Source organism: Microcoleus sp. B3-A4 (assembly GCF_036705385.1).
GTDB lineage: Bacteria > Cyanobacteriota > Cyanobacteriia > Cyanobacteriales > Microcoleaceae > Microcoleus.
Map to the genome: position 1 here is coordinate 25022 of NZ_JAUBUI010000005.1, position 22140 is coordinate 47161.

Consider the following 22140-nt stretch of genomic DNA (forward strand, 5'->3'; position numbering starts at 1 on the left):
CATGGCTACTATTTGGGAACTCGACTTTTACAGCCGTCCAATCCTAGACGAGCGAGAGAAAAAAAAATGGGAAGTGTTGATCTGCGAAAGCCCGCTGAATGTAAGCGACAAGGCCGAATCTCTGTTTCGTTACTCGCAATTCTGCTCCAGTTCTACCGTGAATTCCCTGTGGCTGGCGGGTGCAATTAAAGAGGCGATCGCCGCAGCACCGAAACGACCCGAAAAAATCCGCTTTTTCCGCCGCCAAATGGCGAACATGATTACTAAAGCCTGCGATGACTTGGACATTCCCGCCGCCTGCAGCCGCCGCACCCTCGCCCTTAGCCTGTGGCTGGAAGAACGGATGCAAGACGTTTATCCCGGCGAACCGGGCTATCAAGCGGTTGTGAACCCGAGCGTTCAATTTATACCCGAAACGCCAGTTGCGCTGCCGGATGCTTTAATAGGCGAAAAATGGGCGTTTGTGAGTTTGCCGATGGCCGCTTTTGACGAAATGTCCGAGTGGGATATCGGATTTGGCGAAGCTTTCGGACTGCCGATGACACGCCTCGCCCCTGAAACGCAAATTCCGGGACTAATTATCTACTCGTCGAGAGCAACAGCCCTGGCAGGTTGGATGTCGGGCTTGGAGTTGGCTTTTCTGAAATTTGAGAGTGGCCCACCCGCTAGGCTGGTATTAGATACGGGAGCTAACGATCGCTGGATTTTAGCTAATCTCAGAGACGCAGCAACTGAGAGAGAAGCGAAAGGATTTGAAGCCGCGAAAAAACAAGCAAAACAAGTACATTTCTTAGCAATTCAGTCGAATCCCGAATCGGAATCTTTTGCAGGATTCTGGTTGCTGCACGAACTAAATATTTAGTCGCTCGCTGGGCAATAACTGATATCGGGCAGCATTCTCAATCAGATTTAAGCAACCGGGTTTTTTCAGGAAAAATCTCGGCTTTTAGAGCTGAACCGCAGCAAAAAAGTCGGTTTCTGACCGCAGCCAAAAACAGATACCGTCCCACGTACTCCTGTGGTGGAGATATTAAAATTTTAGATTCTAGTTCAAGTTCCCAGATTTATCTGTGGAGTAAATCTAAAACCTAAAATCTAAAAGCTAAAATCGACGCTAAGCGGTTGGCAAGATGCAAACAATCACAAATGCGTACAATCTTGCGATCGTGCATTCCACCAGTTTCCCTAAAGAATCTAAATGTATGCCCGCGATCCAAACCCATACCCAGTAAATCATTGCCAATTCTTTAATCGAAAATCGAAAATCGAAAATCGAAAATAGTATTACCGATCGCCCATTACCAACCACCGAGAACAATGACCAACCAGCAATCAGCAGAACAACTGTTAGAACTAGCCACCAAAGCAGGTGCAGAAGCTGCTGAGGTATTGGAATCGCAATCGCTGTCAAGGCCGGTCTTTTTTGAAGCAAACCGCCTCAAACAGCTAGAAACCGCCCAAGCAGAAGGCATTGCACTGCGGCTGTGGCGGGATGGGCGGCCGGGTTTGGCGGTGGCCTACGGGCCCGTGGAACTGCAAATTTTGGTGGACAGGGCGATCGCACTTTCGCAACTCAACGAACCGGAAACCATCGAACTCGGCACCGGTGAGAAAGTTGTTTATCCCGATCGCGGAGTGTCGGTGCCGGCAGAACAGCTAGTAAACTGGGGAAAAGAGGCGATCGCGATCGTCCGCGAAGCCTATCCAGAAAGCCTCTGCACCGCCGAACTCGACTGCGAAATCGAGAGCACCCGCTTGGTGAACACCAGAGGCTTGGATTCCAGTCACACCGACACCACTCTCAGCGGTTACTTATCAGCAGAATTAGTGCGGGGCGAAGATTTCCTCAACATTTGGGAAGGCGAAACCGAACGCGGTACTCTCGACTTAAACACCAGCGCCAGACGAGTTTTGCAACGTTTGGAATGGGCGAAAGACAATGTAGCCCCCGCCACGGGCCGCGTGCCGGTGCTATTTACAGCCAAAGCCGCCGATTTGCTGTGGGGGACGGTGTGTGCGGCGTTGAACGGCAAACAGGTACTCGAAGGCGCTTCGCCTTGGAACGATCGATTGGGCCAACAAGTGACATCGCCGCTTGTCACCCTCTCGCAGCAGCCGGATATCGGGCCCTATAGCTGTCCCTTTGACGACGAAGGTACTCCCACTCGGGCGATCGTCTTTATCAACAGCGGAGTGTTGCAGCTATTTTATACCGATCGCACCACCGGTCGAGCCTTGGGTAGCGGCACCACCGGCAACGGATTTCGCCCGGGTTTAGGCAGCTATCCGACACCGAGTTTGTTCAATGTTTTGATTAAACCAGGTTCGCTTTCGCTAATCGATTTAATCGCTCAATTAGACGACGGAATTGTAGTCGATCAAATGCTTGGGGGCAGTGCTGGAATTTCCGGCGATTTTTCAATTAACGTCGATCTCGGCTACCGAGTCAAAAAAGGTCAAATAGTCGGCAGAATCAAAGACACGATGGTAGCTGGCAACGTTTACAGCGTCCTCAAACAATTAGTAGAATTGGGAGGAGACTCCGAGTGGAACGGTTCTTGCCACACACCGTCTCTAATTGTAGAGGGATTGTCCGTCATAGGCAAGAATTAAAGGCAATTGCCAGTTGTTAGTAGTCAATTGTTAGTAATCATCAATCATCAATCATCAGTCAACAGTCAACAGTCAACAGTCACCAATTCCTAATTCCCACACATAATATGCGTATCTGTTTTATCGGCGATTCTTTTGTAAACGGTACTTGCGATCCAAAATGTCTCGGTTGGACAGGACGGATTTGCGCTGCCGCTTGCGGACAAGGACACGATATTACCTACTACAATTTAGGAATAAGGGGAGAAACCAGTGCCGATATAGAAACTCGCTGGTTCAGCGAAGTTTCTTGCCGCTTACCTCACTACAGCGACGGCCGAATCGTATTTTCCTTTGGCGTCAATGACACTCACCTAGAAAAACAAAAAACTCGCATAGAAGTTGAGAAATCAATTGAAAATGCCCGAGCTATTCTCACGTCAGCTAAAGAAATATTTCCCGTATTAATGGTAGGGCCACCGCCAGTTATCGATGCCGATCGCACAAGCCGGATTGCCAACTTATCCGAACAGTTTTCTCAAGTTTGCAGCGAGTTAAACGTGCCTTATCTAGATGTTTGCACCCCGCTGCAAAAATCGGAAATTTGGCAAAAAGAACTTACCGAAAACGATGGCTCCCATCCCGGCGCCGCCGGTTACGCTGAATTGGCTAAAATAGTTCACAATTGGAGCGGTTGGAAGGCTTGGTTTAAAAATATCAATATATCAGACCAAGAAACAGTAACGCTGTTCCGAGCAGTCGGAAAAAAAGAAATGGAACTGATTAAAGAAAGCGATTTTATGGAATTTCCGCCGCGCTTATCTTTTCAGCCTACTTTTTATCCCGTGCTTCAAAAAGCCTATGCCATACAAATCGCGCGAGATTGGAATACAAAAGATGCAGCATCGGGATATTTCGGCTATGTTACCTGCTTTCGAGTGGCGGCAGAATTCTTGGAAAAATATCCCGTACAAACTGTGGGCAGTTCTAGTCACCAAGAATATTGGATTCCCGCAGAAGAATTGAGCGAATTTAATCGCAATATAGTTGGAAAAATTGAAATTTTTGCTGAATATCAACCCTAAACTAGGAGCGAAGTATGCTGGAATTCAATCAATTTGAAGTTGTGAGTTTTGACTGCTACGGTACTCTGATAGATTGGGAAAGAGGGATATTGCCAGCCTTGAAACAATTGCTGTCAAATCGGGACATTCATTTCAGCAATGACGGCATTTTAGAGCTTTTTGCTGAATGGGAATCCGAACTAGAAAACCAGAATCATCCTTATATAAAATATCGGGATATTTTGCAAAAAATAGTTAAAAAATTCGGAAAAAAAATTAATTTTGCACCGACAGAAACAGAAATAAAATGTTTGGTTGATTCCGTCAAAAATTGGCAACCATTTCCCGATACCGTTGCAGCCTTGGAAGCACTCAAGCAGAAATACAAACTGGCAGTAATTTCCAATATTGACGATGACTTGTTTGCTGAGACAGCCAAACACTTAAAAGTTGAATTCGACTGGTTGATTACTGCGGAACAAGTGCGATCGTACAAACCGTCAACTCGCAACTTTGAAATAGCCCTAGAAACAATGGGAATTTCTACTGACAAACTCCTGCACGTTGCTCAGAGCACCTATCATGACATTGTACCAGCCACATCAATGGGAATCTCAACGGTTTGGGTAAATCGCAGACACGACAAAGCAGGATTTGGGGCGACACTGCCGGCCAGCGGTCAGCCAGACTTGGAAGTGCCGAATTTAAAAACATTGGTGGAAATGATAGGGTAAACAACCGCAGAGTAACGCAGATTAGTAAAATTCATCTGGGTTAATTTTGGTACACCTCCGGTTAAAAATTAGTTATATTTTGCCAAGTCGAACGATTTTTCGCTAAAGTGCGATCGAGCAGACAATTATCAGGCCATCTACGCTATTTATGCCGTATATAACTATCCCTAAACAACTTAGGGAACCTTCCAGGGTCATCAAATCTCAACTTTTTTTACGGCCGAAACGCCTCGCTATTTTTGAAGCTTGTCTGATCGGGTTAGTTTCAGGACTGGCTGGCGTTTTGCTCAAATCAGGAGTCGGATGGCTCGGCAGTTGGCGAGTTGCTACCTCGACATTAATTCCAGCTTGGATCTTGCTTCCGGCTGTTGGTTTATTTGGCGGGTTGCTGACAGGTTTCTTGGTTGAGCGTTTTGCTCCTGAAACTGCCGGCAGTGGCATTCCTCACGTCAAAGCTGCTCTGGGCGGCGTCAATCTTGCCTTAGATTTGCGAGTAGCTGTCGCCAAACTTCTGACCACTATTTTAGCCGTTGGTTCCGGTTTAACTTTAGGCAGGCAAGGCCCGACTGTCCAAATAGGAGCATCTTTGGCCGGCTGGATAGGTCACTTGATGCCTACTTCCCCAGACTACCGCCGACAATTGATTGCTTGCGGTGCTGCTGCGGGATTGGCTGCTGGTTTCAATGCTCCCATTGCCGGAGTTCTTTTTGTAGTTGAAGAACTGCTGTATGACGTTTCGGGATTGACTTTAGGGACTGCCATTATCGCTTCATTTATTGGTGCAGTTGTCTCGCAGCTTTTGGGCGGCGATAGTTTAAGTTTGAACCTTCGCGAGTACCAAACCAGTTTTGATGCTCAGGAAATCCCGTTCTACATACTATTAGGAGTTTTAGCGGGATTGCTGGGAGCTTTGTTCACCAAAGGGATTATTGCTAGCTTGCAATTTAACAGGCGATCGCTCAAATTAGCCTTACCAATGCGAATTGCTATAGCTGGCGTAATCTGCGGTTTAGTAATAGGTTTTCTCCCAGAAACTTTCCGCGATAATACGGGTTTACGGGAGTTTATGCTGACCGGTGAAGCAAGCGGGATAACGAGTTTAATTGCTTTTATAGCTCACTTTTTTCTAACAATTATTTCCTCGGCTTCTGGGGCTCCGGGAGGATTGTTTTCCCCTTCGCTAGTTATGGGTTCTGCACTAGGTCACATGGTGGGCATTGTGCAGGCAGATTCCCTGGGCATAGGTTTGCCGGTAACTTACGCTTTGGCGGGAATGGGAGCGTTTTTTTGCGCGGTTACTAGAGCGCCGATTACTGCGGTAGTAATTGTCTTTGAAATTACGGCGGATTTCAAATTAGTGCTGCCTTTGATGATCTGTTGTGTAGTTGCTTATTTAGTCGCAGAAAAGGTAGAAAGTGGCTCGCTGTACACTCGCCTTTTGGAGTTTAACGGCATTCACCTGACAAAGGCAAAAGCTGCGAGCAATACTTTGAGCGACTTGTACGCAGATGACGTGATGCAGCGCCGAGTTGAAACTCTTTCGAGTTTGCTGAGTTTCGATGAAGTGATCCAGGCTTTTTCGCGATCGCACCACCGAGGATTTCCAGTCGTTGAAGATGGCAAATTAGTCGGAATTGTCAGTCAAACCGATTTGGCAAATGCCCGCGAGCGCAATTTTTCGGGAAACTCGCTGCTCAAAGAATTTATGACTGTACAGCCGATCGCAGTCAAAGCAAAGGATACTTTAAGCGAGGTATTGTACAGGCTCAACAACTACAATATCAGCCGCTTGCCAGTCGTAGAAGGTCGGCGTTTGGTCGGAATTATTACCCGCAGCGACATTATCCGAGTTGAATCAGATCGCCTCAGCGGAGAAACAACCCAGGGCCCGCATCCAGAACCTTCCTATGTTGTCTATCAAACCAGAGCTCCGCAAGTCGGAAACGGCCGCTTATTAGTGCCGCTTTCCAACCCCCAAACAGCACCTGCTTTGCTGCGGCTGGCGGCCGCGATCGCGCGCGATCGCAATTACGAATTAGAATGCCTGCAAATCATCTTAGTACCGCGCAACAGTTCCCCCTCAGAAACCGCAGTCCGGACAACAAAAAGCCGCCGCCTGCTGCAACAAGCCGAACGAATTATTCGCAATTGGAACTTGCCAGTACACACTCAAATACGGGTAGCTCATGACGTGCCTCACGCGATTTTAGAGACAATTAAGGATCGACATATCGATTTAATTTTGATGGGATGGCAAGGCGAAAGATCCACCACGGGACGCATTTTTGGTGATGTGGTCGATACCGTTATTCGGCAAGCCGGCTGCGAGGTTATTTTGGTTAAATGGAGCGAAAAAATATTAGCAACCCGCAAGAAAAATGAGTTTTCCGCCGCTCTTAGCGAGCGGAAATATGCGTCTATAGAATGGGACTTAAATGCCGAAGGAGTTGACGGCGCAGATCATCCCACGGCGAGATCCTCAGATTCATCAGCGACTCCTGAGACTGAAATTTCCCCGCCGAATTCAGACATTCCAGCCCCAGAATTGGGACTGCATACACTGATGGGTTTGCACCGCTGGTTGGTGCCTATTCGCGGCGGTTACAAGCAAGCTGCGGCTTTGCGGCTGCTACCTGCTTTAGTGGCTGCGAGTGCTGTACCGGAGATTAAATTGTGTCAGGTTCACCAGCCTTCTGGTGCAGAACCCGATCGCGGTGAATTAAAGCAAGCGGCGGAGTTTATCAAGCGCAGGGTTAGCTGTTCGATAATAGCGACTTCGGTTTGCGCTAAATCGGTTTCTGATGCTTTAATTGATTTGGCTCAGAACGATCAGTGCGATGCGATCGTCTTGGGAGCGAGCCGCGAAGGGTTGTTGAAGCAGGTGATTCACGGGAACATCCCGGAAGCTGTCGCGCGCGGGTGCGACTGTACAGTCATTTTAGTGCGATCGGCCAATTAGTCATTAGTTAGTTGTTATTTTTTATTTATTAATTTTTATGGTGGTCTTTTAGTGTTCTAGTTTTGTCCCCAGGCAGAGCCTGGAAATACATACCCGGAGGCTTTGTCTCCAATAAATAATAAGTAATAACAATAAATATGGTTCACTTTAACGTTGGTTTTCAACACTTTAACTCCTTCGCTGATATTACGCTATCCCTGGCGCAAACTTTAGACAAAATGGGAATTCCCATTTCTGTCGAACCTTCAACAATTGCCTCTCAGATCACCGACAATTCCACAACTGAAGAAAACCACCTGCTAGAAAAGTGGATGAACACCGCCCCATCAGACTTATTTCAGATAAAATGGTCTCATTACTGGAAACCTTATTTTTTAAAAGAACTCAAGGGACATCTCAATTTTGAACTTTTTGCTATCAACTACGAATTCACTAAAAACACTGATGATTATGATTACTGGATTTACGATGCTGTCAATAACTTATCCCACAAACTAGCCGTCAGCCAATATTCTAAAAACGTCTTAATAAAAGCTGGATGTCCGCCTGACCAAGTATCAGTCATGCCTCTAGGTTTCAATCCTTTAATATCGCAACTCTATTTTCCTAGACCGCAAAAAAACAAAAAAGATGTAAAGTATATTCTACACATGACCAATTCTTTTGATTTGTATAGATTTGGCACGGATCTCGCCATCCAAGCTTTTTGGGAAGAGTTTAGAGATGATTCTAAGGTAGAGTTAATAATCAAAGATGGCGGCAAACATCCAGATCTTATAGTGGAACATCTCGTAAATATCGAAAAACAATTCGGTAAGTTCAAGTCAAGAATTCGGATAATGCCTAAATTTTGTAATAAAGCAGAACTAGCTGATTTATACTTGTCAGCCGATGCTTTTTTAGCTCCCTTTCGCGGCGAGGGTTTTGCGATTAAAATTTTGGATGCCTTTGCTGCGGGTTTACCCGTCGCTATGACTATGTATGGCGGCCCGACTGAGTACGCCAATTCTGATAACTGCTATCCCATTGCTTACGATCTAATTCCCGTCGGAAAGTGTTACGATACTCAGTATCTAAAAATTACAAATGCTCCTCATTGGGCCGAGCCAAATGTTCAGTCTGTTCGCCAACAGTTACGAAAAATTGTTGAAGACCCGATGCGTTTTCAGGTAGCTCAAAAAGCTAGAGAGACGGCGGATTTGTTTAATTGGGAAGCTGCCGCTCAAAAATTGCTAAGATTAATGCGAAAGTTGTTTTAGGAGCAGAAATTATGGGACTCGAACGCAAAATGTTTAGGGGAATGTTTGCACCGGGGGAAATGGTACGATTGAAACAGCCTTGTTTTACTCCCGGGCGATTGTTTGAGCCAGGAAAATATAACGCTGATGAGTTGCCGGATATCGCTTTTGATATGGGTTTGGTAGACCATTTGCCGCCCGTCAAAAGCAACAGTTCAGAAAATCTCAATGCCCAGAACCCACCAGATCAAAACCTTGAGGACTAAACTCCCGTTTGCAGAAAGGACTTCAGTCCTGAAAATCTCCGTTTGTAGTAAGGACTTCAGTCGTGAAAAATAAAATAATCAAAGACTCAAGTCCTGACTGCAAAAAAGATAAACCCAATTTAACCATTTTGCTCTATCTGGGCAATTAACTCTGTCAAAACTTTGCTAGCTTTATCATTCTCAATCTGACAAGTTCCGGCATTCTGGTGTCCGCCGCCGCCATATCTTAACATTAACTCCCCAATATTAGTTTTAGAAGTTTTGTTAAAGATTGATTTGCCAACTGCAAAAACAGTATTTTGTTGTTTCAGTCCCCAAAGTACGTGAATCGATATATTACATTCGGGGAACAAAGCATAAATTACAAAACGATTCCCCGCATAAATCACCTCTTCGTTACGCAAATCCAAAACAACTAAATTATTATAAACTTGGGCGCAGCGCTGTATTTGCTCTTTAAATTTTTCTTCTTGCTCGAAGTAGAGGTCTACTCTTTCTTTCACATCAGGAAGCTGCAATATTTCATCGATGGTATGATTTTTGCAGTAATCGATTAACTGCATCATTAACTGATAATTGGAAACTGTAAAGTCTTTAAACCTTCCCAACCCGGTTCTGGCGTCCATAATGAAGTTTAACAGCACCCATTCTTGCGGATGCAGAACCTCTTCTTGGGCAAATTGAGCGGAATCTGATTTGTCAACGGCCGCCATCATCGCCTCAGAAATATCAGGAAACTTTGCTTTGCCTCCATAATATTGGTACAGTACCCTAGCGGCAGAAGCTGCATAGGGATCGATGATGTGGTTAATTTTGATTTTCTCGTGTCTGAGAGTTTCGCTGAAATGGTGATCGAAAGCTAGATGAACTCCTTCAACATAGGGTAAATTGGTGCTAATATCGTTATTTGTTATTGCGATTTTTCCATCCTGCATATCTTTAGGATGCACGAATTTAATCTCGTCGATCATATCGAGTTCTTTGAGCAAAACGGCACAGACAAGACCGTCAAAATCGCTGCGGGTGACTAATCTGTATTTTTTAGTGAGTGGCATATGCTTCTGTGATAGGGAGGAACTGATCACCAGCTAATATAACGTATTACCCGATCGCTTTCCAATATGAACGCAGACCCTTACGCTTGGATAGAGAAGGCCCTTGACACAGTTCGCCGTGCCGATTGGTATAGATCGCCACTATCGATCGATAGTTGCCCTGGGCCTGTGGTAAAGTTAGCAAGCCACAGGCTGATTAACTTTGCCAGCAACGATTATCTGGGACTTGCCGGCCATGACAGGTTAATTCAAGCTGCTATGGCTGCCACTAAGGAATTTGGTACGGGTGCGACGGGTTCGAGGTTGGTCAGCGGACACCGGGATTTGCACCGACAGCTAGAACAAGCTATTGCTAATTTAAAACAAACTGAAGATGCTTTAGTATTCAGTTCGGGATATTTGGCGAATCTAGGGGCGATCGCATCCGTTGTCGGCAAGCGCGATTTGATATTATCTGACAAGTACAACCATTCGAGCCTGAAAAACGGAGCCACACTCAGCGGTGCAACTGCCCTAGAGTACAATCACTGCAATCTTGAGGATTTAAAGGCCAAGCTAGAGCAAAATCGCGCAAGATACCGCAAGTGTTTAATTATTACCGATAGCGTCTTTAGTATGGATGGGGACTTGTGTCCGCTACCGCAGTTGTTGGCTGTGGCCGACACCTTTAACTGCATGGTATTAGTAGATGAAGCTCACGCTACAGGAGTTTTCGGTGCTAGCGGTGCCGGTTGTGCAGAACATTTCGGGTGTACGGGAACACCGCTGATTCAAGTGGGGACACTCAGCAAAGCTTTGGGAAGTTTAGGTGGTTACGTTGCCGGCTCTGCTGCTTTAATTGATTTTCTGCGTAATCGAGCTGCGACTTGGACTTATACTACAGCATTGACGCCTGCTGATGCGGCGGCTGCTTTGGAAGCTGTGAGGATTGTACAGCAAGAACCAGAACGCCGAGTTCGGTTGCGACAAAATATCGAAACTTTCAAATATTGCGCGCTTACCAATCACCAATTACCAATTAGCAATTCCCTCTCCCCAATTTTCAGTCTTCCGTTAAAAAATGCAGCGGCAGCTTTAACAGTAGGGAGCAAACTCAAGGACATGGGTATTTTTGCTCCGGCGATTAGGCCTCCGACTGTAAGTGTCAGTCGAATTCGGATTTCGCTGATGGCAACTCACGAGCTCGCACACATTCAGCAGTTGGTAGAGGCGCTGAAGCAAGTTTTGAGTTTTGAGTAAATGTTGGGTGGACACCGCGCACCGCTTGACTAAATGTAAATGTTGGGCATCGGGCATCGGGCATCGGGCATTGGACATTGGACATCGGGCATCGGCCTAATGACTAATGACTACTGACTTTTGATTGTCAAGATCTCGCTATTGACTTATGGCCAATCTTATACAGGAGTTTGGTCGCTCGGTCAACAACTGTAAATTTTTTGTAAATTTAGATACTTTTTGGAATTTAGCGCTATATTAGAGAAGTAGCAGGTACACCAAATTTAATATAAGGAACGTCCACCATGAACACAAATCGTCAAAACGTAAAAAAAGTAGCAGAAACCCACCGCGCTAACATTCACAAGCAACTGATGCACCGCATAGAAGTAGCGAGATCCAGTGGCAATCAAGATTTGGTTCGGGTGCTTGAAGAGGAAATGAGACAGCTTTAAAGAAGCTGCAACTAGAATTTGCCCGTAGTTTGGTTTAGAGGGTTGTGCGAGAAATGCAGAATTCCGGCAACCGCTACCTGTGAAGTTTTGAATCCTCTCTTAGTTGGTAGGAAAAACCCCGGTTTCTTGAAGAAACCGGGGTTTTTTATTGAGAAGGAAGAAAAAAGAAGGAAGAAAAAACACTCCTAAACGCACAAACTTTATTTGTAGGGTGCGCCTCGGCGCACAGAGCCTCTACCAATAGCCGATTGAACCATTTTTTGCGTATGTTCTGAAGTCAGAACGAAGAAGGAAGAGGAAAGAACAAGATTTACGCTGCATTCCTTCTATTTTTAAACTATCTGTAGTAGTAAGTTGCGCTGAGGCGCACCCTACTAATAACTACAGGACTAAAGCCTCTGACACATGGTGAGGGCGTGCTTACGGCCTCACCCATCACCTTAACCAGTCCGGAGCAATGACAACTTGACTGCCGCGACTAACGACCCAACTCAATAAGCGCACGAATAACGTACACTCATGTGTGTGCTATTGGTGGGAAAATTGAGCAATTTCCTAGGGAACTCAAGCATATTAACCGGGAGAGAATCTTGCCACTTCCGTCAAGCTAGAATTCAAACAAATCATATTGCTTGTCATCAACTTGTGTGGCTTAGGCGCTCAAAAGTTTAGCCGATAAAAATGGTAAAACAATAGATTAAATTAAACCCGGGCTGCTATTAAGTTATTTAATTGAGCCACTAAAACTTATTATTCGATGTTTATTGTATAATTTTTTTGTGCTGGTACACCGAGCTGTGACAGTTGCGTAAGCCCTGGTAATATTGAATATCCATTGAGATAGATTTTCATGGTGGATTGGGAAAGGCAGCTTTACCAAAATTTAAAATTAGCAAAAATGCTTAACAGAAATAAGTTAAAAGCTATAAAGCTGAAATTCAGGGTCGCGACAGCAAAATCCCCAAAATAATAGGTAAAATTGATGGCGACAGACATCCGACACCAGCCGGAAAACGGCTACTACTCAGAACCAACTCAGCCTTCCCCAACAGAAAATCTTAGTAGGCGCTCGCTCATGCGCCTGCCAAGAACCCTGAGTCCCCTTGAAACGCTGGGCTTCGGTATGAGTAGTCATATCGCATGGGTTACCCTTGCACCGGCAATGCACGCGGCCCTCGGGCCAAATGCCATTTTCGTCTGGCTGCCCACCGTATTGATGGGGGTGATGCTGAACCTGCAAGTGAAACGCTTAGGGGAAAAGTGGCCAGAAATGTCAGGCGGAACGCCCAACTATACAACCGGGCTGCTGAGCAACTATCCGTTTCTGGGTCGGTATGCGGCGATCGCCTACTTCGCGGGCTGGGCAGTATATCCGTCAGTAAACGCGATCGTCCTTACGGCGCTGATCCAAGCTAACCTTGAACCCTTGGGCATTGCCTGTCCGGAAACGGTGCTCAGAATTGGATTCACACTAATCCCTTACATTTTGGCATTTAGCGGCAGCCGCGCCTTAGCGATCCTGCACTCATTTTTCATTATCCCGGCAGTTGGATTCCTACTGGTGTTTAGCATTCAAGGCATGGGATGGTTAGCTTTCTCCCCAGATAGCCCCGGACTTTTCCCCAGCAGTTGGCCAACTTTAACCTTTATTGACTGGGCCAAGTGGTCATTTTTTGCGGTCTACGGCCCCTGCGCCTGTGAAACGGCTTCCTCGTTTGTCGCCGACAGCCGTCGTCCCGGGGAAAGTTTGAGGGTTCTGAGCTTAACCGCTTGGCTGATTCCACCGGTGTATCTGGGGAGTTCCTGGATACTGATGCGCTTAGCAACCTCTCCAGGATTGGGCGATGACTCGTTTAAGAACCTCTTAGCTGCGGCATCACCATTCTGGGGCCCGTCCGCTTCATTGATCGTCACACTCCTGCTGGCCTCAAGCAGTCTTCTTTCTTCCGCCACCTGCGTTTCCAACTCTCCGCGCGTCTTATATCAACTCGCTCTAGACGGACACGTTTCACCCGTCTTCGCTTTTATCTCCAGACGGGGCGTCCTGGAACCGGCCCTGGTATTTTCCCTTTTACTCGGTTTGATCGGTCTGCTTTGGGGAGATGTCACCAGGATAGTAGTGGTCAGTTGTGCCAGTTACCTGATTATGATGATGGCACTATATCTGGGACTGTGGCTGCAGCGAGGGTCGCCAGAAGTGCGATGGCCTTGGTGGGCGGCTTGCTTCTTCGTCTTCGATGGAGTTGTTATGGTGGTCGGAGGCTTGAACTGGAGTTGGCAAGACGTGACGATCGGCTTGCTGTTTCCTGTGACGATTTTGGCAGTGGATGCGGCTATCCGTCGCATTTCCTTTGCGCCGTTCCATCGGGCCTGGTGGATTAGGCATTACAGGGCTCGGCGCAAGAGCCAGATCGAAGATTTTGTGGCATTTCAGGTTGTAGTCCTGATTTTGCTAGTCTGTAGCGCCGTCGGTATTGGCTGGGTTTTTAGATCCCAATTAGATACCAACTCTAGCGTTGGCTCTAATCTCTTGGCAGTGCTGATCTTGACAGTCACTTTTGTCGGGGTGGCCGTCGCCTGCTGGACTAGCTTACCCCAAGTCGTCTCGATGGACGAGGCACGAGAGGCGGCGGAACAACTGTTTGTAATTGCCATAGACGCCATTGTCGTTCTCGATGAAAAAGGGATGATTCGTCAGGCTAACCCAGCATCTGAGCGTCTATTTGAGTTAAGCACGGGTCAATTAATCGGGCGTCACCTGAACAAATTACTCCCCGGATTGGCTTTTGGGCCAGATCGGTGGCCCAGCCGGAGCGAACAAACCCTGAACCTGCCCGCTGAAGACTCGCGCATTCTGGAAGTTGCCATCTCCGATCGATTTTCCCAAGACGCTTCGCTTTTCAATCAGGAGCTACAAGAATATGTGGTGATTCTGCGCGATATCACCGATCGCAAGCAAGCCCAAGAATCTCTACAAAAAGCTAATGAGGAACTAGAAATCAAAGTTGAGAATCGTACATCTGAACTCACCCATACTGTGCAGCAATTACAAAATGAGATTGAAGAGCGCCAGCGGATTGAAGCAAATCTCAGAGCTATGCAAAATCAAATTGTTGTGCAAGAAAAACTAGCTTCTCTGGGCAATTTAACCGCAGGCATTGCCCACGAAATCAGAAACCCCTTAAACTTTGTCAACAATTTCTCAGAACTTTCTGCTGAATTAACCGAAGAACTGTTTGAAGAACTGGGAAATCAAGCAGAACGGTTAGCGCCCGAAACAAAGGAATATATTGCCGAGCTGTTAACGGATCTCAAAGAAAACCTTAAAAAAATTAATCAACACGGTCAAAGAGCAGATAAAATTGTTGGCAATATGCTATTGCATTCTCGCGGACAAAGCGGCCAGTGGGAAGCTACAGATATCAATAGTTTACTCGCCGAATATATCAATCTAGCTTATCACGGGATGCGAGCGAAGGAAGCTGCTTTTAACATTACCATAGAAACCGACTATGACAATGACATTGGCGAAGTAGAGGTCGTGCCACAAGACATCGGCAGGGTTTTTCTTAACATTATTAGCAATGCTTGCTATGCAACCTATAAAAAGAAACAAGAAATGGGAGAAGAATTTTCATCACTGCTTGAGGTGAGAACTCGAAATCTTGGTGACGCGATTGAAATCCGCATTCGCGATAATGGCTCAGGTATAAAACCAGAGGTACTCGATAAAATTTTCAATCCCTTTTTTACTACCAAGCCACCAGCCGAAGGTACTGGTCTAGGTCTGTCTATCAGTCAGGATGTTATAGTCCAGCAACATCGCGGAGAACTAAAAGTCGAAACAGAAGTAGGAAAATACACAGAGTTTATAATCACATTGCCAAAAAAGTAGTCAAAATTAAGGAGTAAAAAAATGAAAGTAATGGTGGTAGACGACGAGGAAGATATTCAGTCACTGTTCAAGCAGAAATTTAGGAAATAAATCAAACCAGAGGAAATTCAATATGGCTAAAAAACGCGAAATTAGCTTAAGTCAGAAGTCGGAAATAAAATGTAATTAGGTAAAATTGATGGCGACAGACATCCGACACCAGCCAGCCAACGGCTACCATTCAGAACCAACTCAGCCTTCCCCAACAGAAAATCTGAATAGGCGATCGCTCATGCGCCTTCAGCCCACCCTAACGACACTGGAAACTTGGGGGTTTGGCCTTACGGGTCCTCTGCTATGGATTAGCGGTGCACCCGCCATACACGCCGCTCTTGGGCCTCAAGCTATCTTCGTCTGGATACCAGCAACAATTGTGGGGATGCTGCTGAACTTTCAGATGCAAAGCTTGGGCAGGAAGTGGCCAGAGATGGCAGGGGGAACGCCCAACTATACGGCGCGGCTGCTGAACAACTATCCCTGGTTGGGTAGGTATGGGGCGATCGGATACTTTTTTAGTTGGGTATCGGTGCCAACGATCAACGCCCTGATCATCACAGCCCTGATCCAAGCCAACCTGAAACCATTAGGGATTTCATGTCCTGAGATACTCCTCCAAATTGGCTTTACGGTACTCGCCTTTATTGTGGCGTTTAGTGGCACCCGCGCCTTGAGTATCCTGCATTTATGTTTCGTTCTACCCGCTGTGGGATTCCTCTTAGTTTTTTGCACTCAAGGCATCGGCTGGTTATTACTATCCCCAGCTAGCCCCGGCTTTTTTCCCGACACTTGGCCTAGCTTGTCCTTTGTTGAATGGGCAAAATGGTACTTTTTCGCCGTCTACGCTACTTACGGCTGTGAAACTGCTGCCTCATTTGTCGCTGATAGCCAACGACCGGGGGAGACTTTGCGGTTTCTGAGCTTTGTGGCTTGGCTGATTCCTATTCCCTATCTAGCCGGTTCCTGGGTACTGATGCGCTTGGCAACAGAACCGGGATTAAAAGACGACACCTTCTTAAACCTATTATCCGCAGCTAAACTCTTCTGGGGGCCGTGGGCCTCATTTATGGTGACGCTTTTGATCGTCGCGGGCTGCCTCCTAAGTTCAGCCACAGCGGTTTCCAACACTCCCCGCGTTTTGTACCAACTTGCCTTGGACGGGCACATATCGCCAGTATTCGGTGTTGTCTCCCCACGGGGCGTGCTCGGTCCAGCCCTGTTGCTGACGTTCTTGCTCAGTCTCATCTGTCTAGCTTGGGGAGATATAGCGCGTTTAGTAATGGTGGGCACTATTGGTGGGCTGAGCGCCTTTACAATAGCCCATTTGGGGCTATGGGTGCGTCGGGATAGGCCAGAAGTGCTATGGCCTTGGTGGTCGGGAGGCTTTTTCCTGGTGGAAACAGTTGTCCTGATCGTTGGGGGCTTGGCTGGGAACTGGCAAGACTTGCTGATCGGACTGCTTGTGCCGATCGCTATTTTGGCAGTGGATGCTGCGATACGTCGCATTGCATTTCCCCCCTTCCATCCTGGGTGGTGGATTAAGCTTTATCGAGGTCAGTCCTACAGGATAACTAAGGATTTTGTGGCGCTTCAGGTAGGCATCCTGATCTTTTTGATCTGTAGCACTGCCGCGATCGCCTGGGTGATTAGAGCCACGTTAGATGGACTTCCAGGCGATGCTGCCGATAATCTCTTGATTGTTCTGGTGATGACCATAGGCTTTGTCGGAGTGGCAGTTGCCTGCTGGACGAGCTTACCCCAAGTCGTCTCCATGAACGAAGCACGAGAGGGAGCAGAACAACTCTTTACCATTGCCCTAGATGCGATCGTGGTGCTGGATGAAACCGGAGTGATTCGTCAGACTAATCCCGCTGCTGAAAGCGTTTTCGGAATCGACACCACTCGGCTAATAGGGCATCACCTGAACAAACTACTGCCCGGATTAGCTTTTGATCCCGATCGGTGGCCCAGCCGCAGCGAACAAACTCTTAACCTACCCAATCGCGACTCGCGCATTCTGGAAGTTGCCATCTCCGATCGATTTTCTCAAAATGCTTCGCTTTCAAATCAAGGTATGCAAGAATATGTGGCGATCGTGCGCGATATCACCGATCGCAAGCAAGCCCAAGAATCTCTACAAAAAGCTAATGAGGAATTAGAAATCAAAGTTGAGGATCGTACATCTGAACTCACCCATACTGTGCAGCAATTGCAGAATGAGATTGAAGAGCGGCAGCGGATTGAAGCAAATCTCAGAGCTATGCAAAATCAAATTGTCGTGCAAGAAAAACTAGCTTCTCTGGGCAGTTTAACCGCAGGGATTGCCCACGAAATCAGAAACCCCTTAAACTTTGTCAACAATTTCTCAGAACTTTCTGCTGAATTAACCGAAGAACTGTTTGAAAAAATTGAAAATCAAGCAGAACGTTTAGATCCCGAAACCAGTGAGGATATTGCCGAGCTACTAACCGATCTTAAAGAAAATCTTAAAAAAATCAATCAACACGGTCAAAGAGCCGATAGAATCGTTGGTAATATGCTTTTGCATTCTCGCGGACAAAGCGGTCACTGGGAAGCTACAGATATCAATAGTTTATTGGCTGAATATATCAATCTAGCTTATCACGGGATGCGAGCGAAGGAAGCTGCTTTTAACATTACCATAGAAACTGACTATGACAATGACATTGGCGAAGTAGAGGTCGTGCCACAAGACATCGGCAGGGTTTTTCTTAACATTATTAGCAATGCTTGCTATGCAGCCTATAAAAAGAAACAAGAAATGGGAGAAGTATTTTCACCGCTGCTTGACGTGAGAACTCGAAATCTTGGTGACGTGATTGAAATCCGCATTCGCGATAATGGCTCAGGTATAAAACCCGAGATACTCGATAAAATTTTCAATCCCTTTTTTACTACCAAGCCACCAGCCGAAGGTACTGGTCTAGGTCTTTCTATCAGTCAGGATGTTATCGTCCAGCAACACCGAGGAGAACTAAAAGTCGAAACAGAAGTAGGAAATTATACAGAGTTTATAATCATATTGCCCAAAAAAAAGTAGCAGAAATTAAGGATTTAAAAAAATGAAAGTAATGGTGGTAGACGACGAGGAAGATATTCAGTCACTGTTCAAGCAGAAATTTAGGAAAGAAATTAAATCAGGGCAAATTCAATTTCATTTTTCCCTGTCCGCAGAGGCAGCTTTGAACTATTTAGAAAACCAGGATGAAGCGTCTATTGTCTTGATTTTATCGGATATTAATATGCCAGGAATGAATGGGCTAGAACTGCTCAGGATTCTCAAAGAAAAGTTTCCCGCTCTAAAAGTTTTTATGATTACCGCTTATGGAGATGAGAGAAATTACCAAACCGCAATGGCTTATGGAGCTGATGACTATATTACTAAGCCTGTTAATTTTGATACACTCAAAAATAAAATAATTAATTTGGAGTAAACTCACAAGGAAACCTATTAGGTAAGTGGTAATTGCTAATTAAAAGCAGTTCCTCACTCGAACAAAAACGCCTCATTTTACCTTTTTATGTCTTATAAAGCGCTAAAATTTTATAATAGATTTTCCTACTAATTTAAAATTAATATGTCAGCAAAAATACTGTTTGTGGATGATGAACTAGATTTAGAATCTCTAATTTCCCAGAGATTTAGAAAAAAGATCCGCGCAGAAAAATGGCAGCTTTTTTTTGCCCATAATGGCGTACAAGCGCTGGAAAAATTGAAAGAACACCCGGATATAGATATAGTAGTGACCGACCTTAATATGCCTGAAATGGATGGTCTGACTTTACTCTCTAAACTTAATCATATAAACGTCCCCCTCAAAACAATAGTTATATCAGCCTATAGCGACCTGAAAAATATAAGAAATGCGATGAACTTCGGTGCTTTTGACTTTCTAACCAAGCCGATAGATTTTCAGGATTTAGAAATTACCCTCAACAAAACGCTGCGCGAGGTGCAACAGTTAAAAGAAAATCTGCGCTTGCGGGAGTCAGAAGCTCGCGCTAGAGAAGAAGCTCAGCATTTACAGAACTGTATGCAAGACCTAAAAAAGACCCAAGCTCAACTGATTCAGACCGCAAAAATGTCTTCTTTGGGTCAAGTGGTTGCGGGGATTGCCCATGAAATCAATAACCCCGTCAACTTTATCTATGGCAATATCAGCCACGTCAATGATTATATTCAAGACCTACTGCATCTGCTGCATCTCTATCAACAGTACACCCCTCCCAGTTCTGAGATTCAAGCTGAAATCGAAGCCATAGATTTGGAATTTTTGATAGCAGATTTACCCCAAATTTTGGTTTCGATGAAAGGGGGTGTTAACCGCATTCAGAAGATTATTTTGTCTTTGCGTAACTTCTCAAGGTTAGATGAAGCTAACATAAAGTCGGTTGACATTCACGAAGGGATAAAAAGCAGCCTGCTGATTTTGCATAATCGATTTCAAGCAAGGGCAGCGCGTCCAGAGATTCAAGTGATGGAGGAGTACAGCAATCTGCCTTTAGTGGAATGCTATGCCGGAGAACTCAACCAGGTGTTTATCAACATCCTTTCTAATGCGATTGATGCTTTGAATGAGTACAACAAACAACGGTCACTAGATAACCCCCCCGCTTCCCCTCTCGCCATTACTATTCGCACTTTTCTGCTAGAGGAAAAATCCCGTGTCGTCATTCAAATTCGGGACAATGGGCCGGGAATAACGGCAGAGGTGAAAGATCGTATTTTTGAACCATTTTTTACTACTAAGCCTGTAGGTGAGGGTACTGGTTTGGGTCTCTATATAAGCTACCAAATTGTACATGAGAAGCATGGGGGCGCATTGAACTGTTTTTCAGACGTGGGGCAGGGAACAGAGTTCAGGATTGAAATTCCAATCAGACAAACTAGGGCGGCACTCGACCTTAGCTAATCCATCGACTTTTACCAAACTCAGAGCCTATTCCAGCCATCTGGTTGGCCATTGTAGAAATCAGCCTTTTCATTACTCATCAAATAATCTATAATAGGACGTAAAGTAGATAAAAATTACTCGGCGGATAAGTTAATGAACCCCAGGAGTTCAAAAAATGTCACCTACGACCGCACTGGCTCGCAATATGCCAGCTAAAATATTATTTGTGGATGACGAGCCTGATTTAGAATCTTTAATTTGCCAGAAATTTAGACAAAAGATCCGCACAGGAGAATACCAAGTTTTTTTTGCACACAATGGCGTAGAAGCCCTTTCAACGTTGCGAGAGCAGCCGGATATAGATATTATCCTGACAGACATTAATATGCCAGTCATGGATGGTATGGCTTTGCTAGCGAAACTTAACGAGCTAGTTACTCTGGTCAAAACAGTAGTTATATCTGCTTATGGCGACTTGGGGAATATCAGAAAGGCAATGAATGGCGGGGCATTTGACTTTTTGATTAAGCCTTTAAATTTTCAGGATTTAGAAATTACCATTAACAAAACTTTATGCCATGTGCAGCAGCTAAAGGAAAACGAGCGCGCCCGCCAGGAAAGAGAGGAGAAATTGCGGCAATCGGAAGCGCGAGAGCGAGAAAAAGCCATCCAACTAGAACTGGCACTGCAAAATTTACAGCGCACCCAATCTCAGCTTATTCAGACTGAGAAAATGTCTAGCTTAGGACAACTAATTTCCGGTATTGCCCACGAAATTAATAATCCTGTTAACTTCATCTATGGCAACTTAACTTATGTCACGGATTACACTCATCAGCTATTGAGTTTAATCACGCTTTACCAGCAGCACGATCCCCATAACTACCCGGAAATCGAAGCTTTAATTGAGCAAATAGAGCTGGAATTTATCAAAGAGGATATGCCTAAAATGCTGTCTTCGATGAAATTGGGGGCAGAACGTATCCGTCAGATTGTGCTGACGTTGCGGAACTTCTCGCGCCTAGACGAAGCTGAGATGAAACCCGTTAATATTCACGAGGGAATCGACAGCTCTCTAGTAATTTTGCATAGTCAGCTCAAGGCTAAGCCGAATTCTTCGTCTATTGAAGTTATTAAAGAATACGGAGATTTGCCACAAATAGAATGTTATGCCTGTCAGTTGAATCAGGTATTTATGAATTTGCTAAGCAATGCCATTTATGCCTTGAATCACTATGAGAAAGAACGCAGCCCTGAGCCAATAAAAAACGAGCCTAGGACGATTACGATTGCTACTTCTATTCTGAAGCGCGAGTGGGTAAGAATCTGTTTTAAAGATAATGGTCCGGGGATGACAAGCGATGTAATAAATCGGCTGTTTAATCCTTTTTTTACAACTAAACCTCTGGGTGATGGCACGGGCTTGGGATTATCGATCAGCTATCAGATTGTGGTGGAGAAGCACGGCGGAGATTTGAAGTGTTTTTCGCAGCCAGATCAAGGTGCAGAATTTGTGATTGAGATTCCCATTAGGCAACCCGAGCGGTTACACATCGAGGCCACTTAAGGGGAATTAAACAAAAAATCAGGGTAAAGACTGGTGCAGTTTATATGCCGATCGCACTTCCCAATTTCTCTGTAATTTCTGAAGTCTCCAAACACCGAACGACCTCAGTGAAGCCCTCAATAATAGATTTTCAGTGGTTTGTCCA

Annotated in this window: 15 protein-coding genes; 14 read left to right on the forward strand and 1 reads right to left on the reverse strand. The window is 45.5% G+C overall.

Annotated elements, in window-relative coordinates; genetic code table 11:
- Position 1 precedes the first annotated feature (1 nt).
- The 7 genes from QUB33_RS04060 to QUB33_RS04090 all read left to right on the forward strand — a co-directional run bounded on the left by QUB33_RS04060 (position 2) and on the right by QUB33_RS04090 (position 8853).
- Positions 2 to 862, forward strand: coding sequence for a Tab2/Atab2 family RNA-binding protein (locus tag QUB33_RS04060; RefSeq protein ID WP_333347594.1), 861 nt, complete (start codon positions 2 to 4; stop codon positions 860 to 862).
- 455 nt (positions 863 to 1317) lie between these two features.
- Entirely contained in the window at positions 1318 to 2613 is a 1296-nt protein-coding gene (locus tag QUB33_RS04065) for a TldD/PmbA family protein (RefSeq protein WP_333347597.1), read from the forward strand.
- Positions 2614 to 2720: 107 nt separating this feature from the next.
- Positions 2721 to 3677: a GDSL-type esterase/lipase family protein gene (locus QUB33_RS04070; protein WP_333347600.1), complete on the forward strand. Its 957-nt coding sequence runs from the start codon at positions 2721 to 2723 to the stop codon at positions 3675 to 3677.
- A 14-nt stretch (positions 3678 to 3691) separates the two neighbouring features.
- Complete coding sequence (locus QUB33_RS04075) at positions 3692 to 4390, forward strand: haloacid dehalogenase type II (RefSeq protein WP_333347602.1); 699 nt, start codon at positions 3692 to 3694, stop codon at positions 4388 to 4390.
- Between the two features lie 148 nt (positions 4391 to 4538).
- The gene (locus tag QUB33_RS04080) at positions 4539 to 7349 is read left to right on the forward strand and encodes a chloride channel protein (protein WP_333347604.1); all 2811 of its coding nucleotides are present in this window, start codon (positions 4539 to 4541) and stop codon (positions 7347 to 7349) included.
- A 137-nt stretch (positions 7350 to 7486) separates the two neighbouring features.
- The gene (locus QUB33_RS04085) at positions 7487 to 8608 is read left to right on the forward strand and encodes a glycosyltransferase family 4 protein (protein ID WP_333347606.1); all 1122 of its coding nucleotides are present in this window, start codon (positions 7487 to 7489) and stop codon (positions 8606 to 8608) included.
- Between the two features lie 11 nt (positions 8609 to 8619).
- Positions 8620 to 8853: a hypothetical protein gene (locus QUB33_RS04090; protein WP_333347608.1), complete on the forward strand. Its 234-nt coding sequence runs from the start codon at positions 8620 to 8622 to the stop codon at positions 8851 to 8853.
- Positions 8854 to 8972: 119 nt separating this feature from the next.
- Here QUB33_RS04090 and QUB33_RS04095 read toward each other — a convergent pair whose 3' ends face one another.
- A complete protein-coding gene (locus QUB33_RS04095) occupies positions 8973 to 9908 on the reverse strand; it encodes an exopolyphosphatase (protein ID WP_333217283.1) in 936 nt (311 codons plus the stop codon).
- Positions 9909 to 9974: 66 nt separating this feature from the next.
- Between QUB33_RS04095 and bioF the strand changes: the two genes are divergently transcribed.
- From bioF to QUB33_RS04130, 7 genes are all read left to right on the forward strand, one after another.
- Entirely contained in the window at positions 9975 to 11147 is a 1173-nt protein-coding gene (bioF, locus tag QUB33_RS04100; RefSeq protein WP_333347610.1) for an 8-amino-7-oxononanoate synthase, read from the forward strand.
- Between the two features lie 284 nt (positions 11148 to 11431).
- Positions 11432 to 11581 carry an arginine synthesis PII-interacting regulator PirA gene (gene pirA / locus QUB33_RS04105; protein WP_172185012.1) on the forward strand — a complete coding sequence of 50 codons (150 nt, stop codon included), beginning with the start codon at positions 11432 to 11434 and terminating at the stop codon, positions 11579 to 11581.
- Between the two features lie 982 nt (positions 11582 to 12563).
- Complete coding sequence (locus QUB33_RS04110) at positions 12564 to 15476, forward strand: ATP-binding protein (RefSeq protein WP_333347613.1); 2913 nt, start codon at positions 12564 to 12566, stop codon at positions 15474 to 15476.
- Positions 15477 to 15654: 178 nt separating this feature from the next.
- The gene (locus tag QUB33_RS04115) at positions 15655 to 18573 is read left to right on the forward strand and encodes an ATP-binding protein (RefSeq protein WP_333347616.1); all 2919 of its coding nucleotides are present in this window, start codon (positions 15655 to 15657) and stop codon (positions 18571 to 18573) included.
- 22 nt (positions 18574 to 18595) lie between these two features.
- Positions 18596 to 18967 (forward strand): response regulator, encoded by a 372-nt coding sequence (locus QUB33_RS04120; RefSeq protein WP_333347619.1) that lies wholly within the window; start codon positions 18596 to 18598, stop codon positions 18965 to 18967.
- 144 nt (positions 18968 to 19111) lie between these two features.
- Complete coding sequence (locus QUB33_RS04125; protein ID WP_333347622.1) at positions 19112 to 20446, forward strand: ATP-binding protein; 1335 nt, start codon at positions 19112 to 19114, stop codon at positions 20444 to 20446.
- A gap of 157 nt (positions 20447 to 20603) precedes the next feature.
- Positions 20604 to 21995 carry an ATP-binding protein gene (locus QUB33_RS04130; protein WP_333347625.1) on the forward strand — a complete coding sequence of 464 codons (1392 nt, stop codon included), beginning with the start codon at positions 20604 to 20606 and terminating at the stop codon, positions 21993 to 21995.
- The last annotated feature ends 145 nt before the right edge of the window (positions 21996 to 22140 follow it).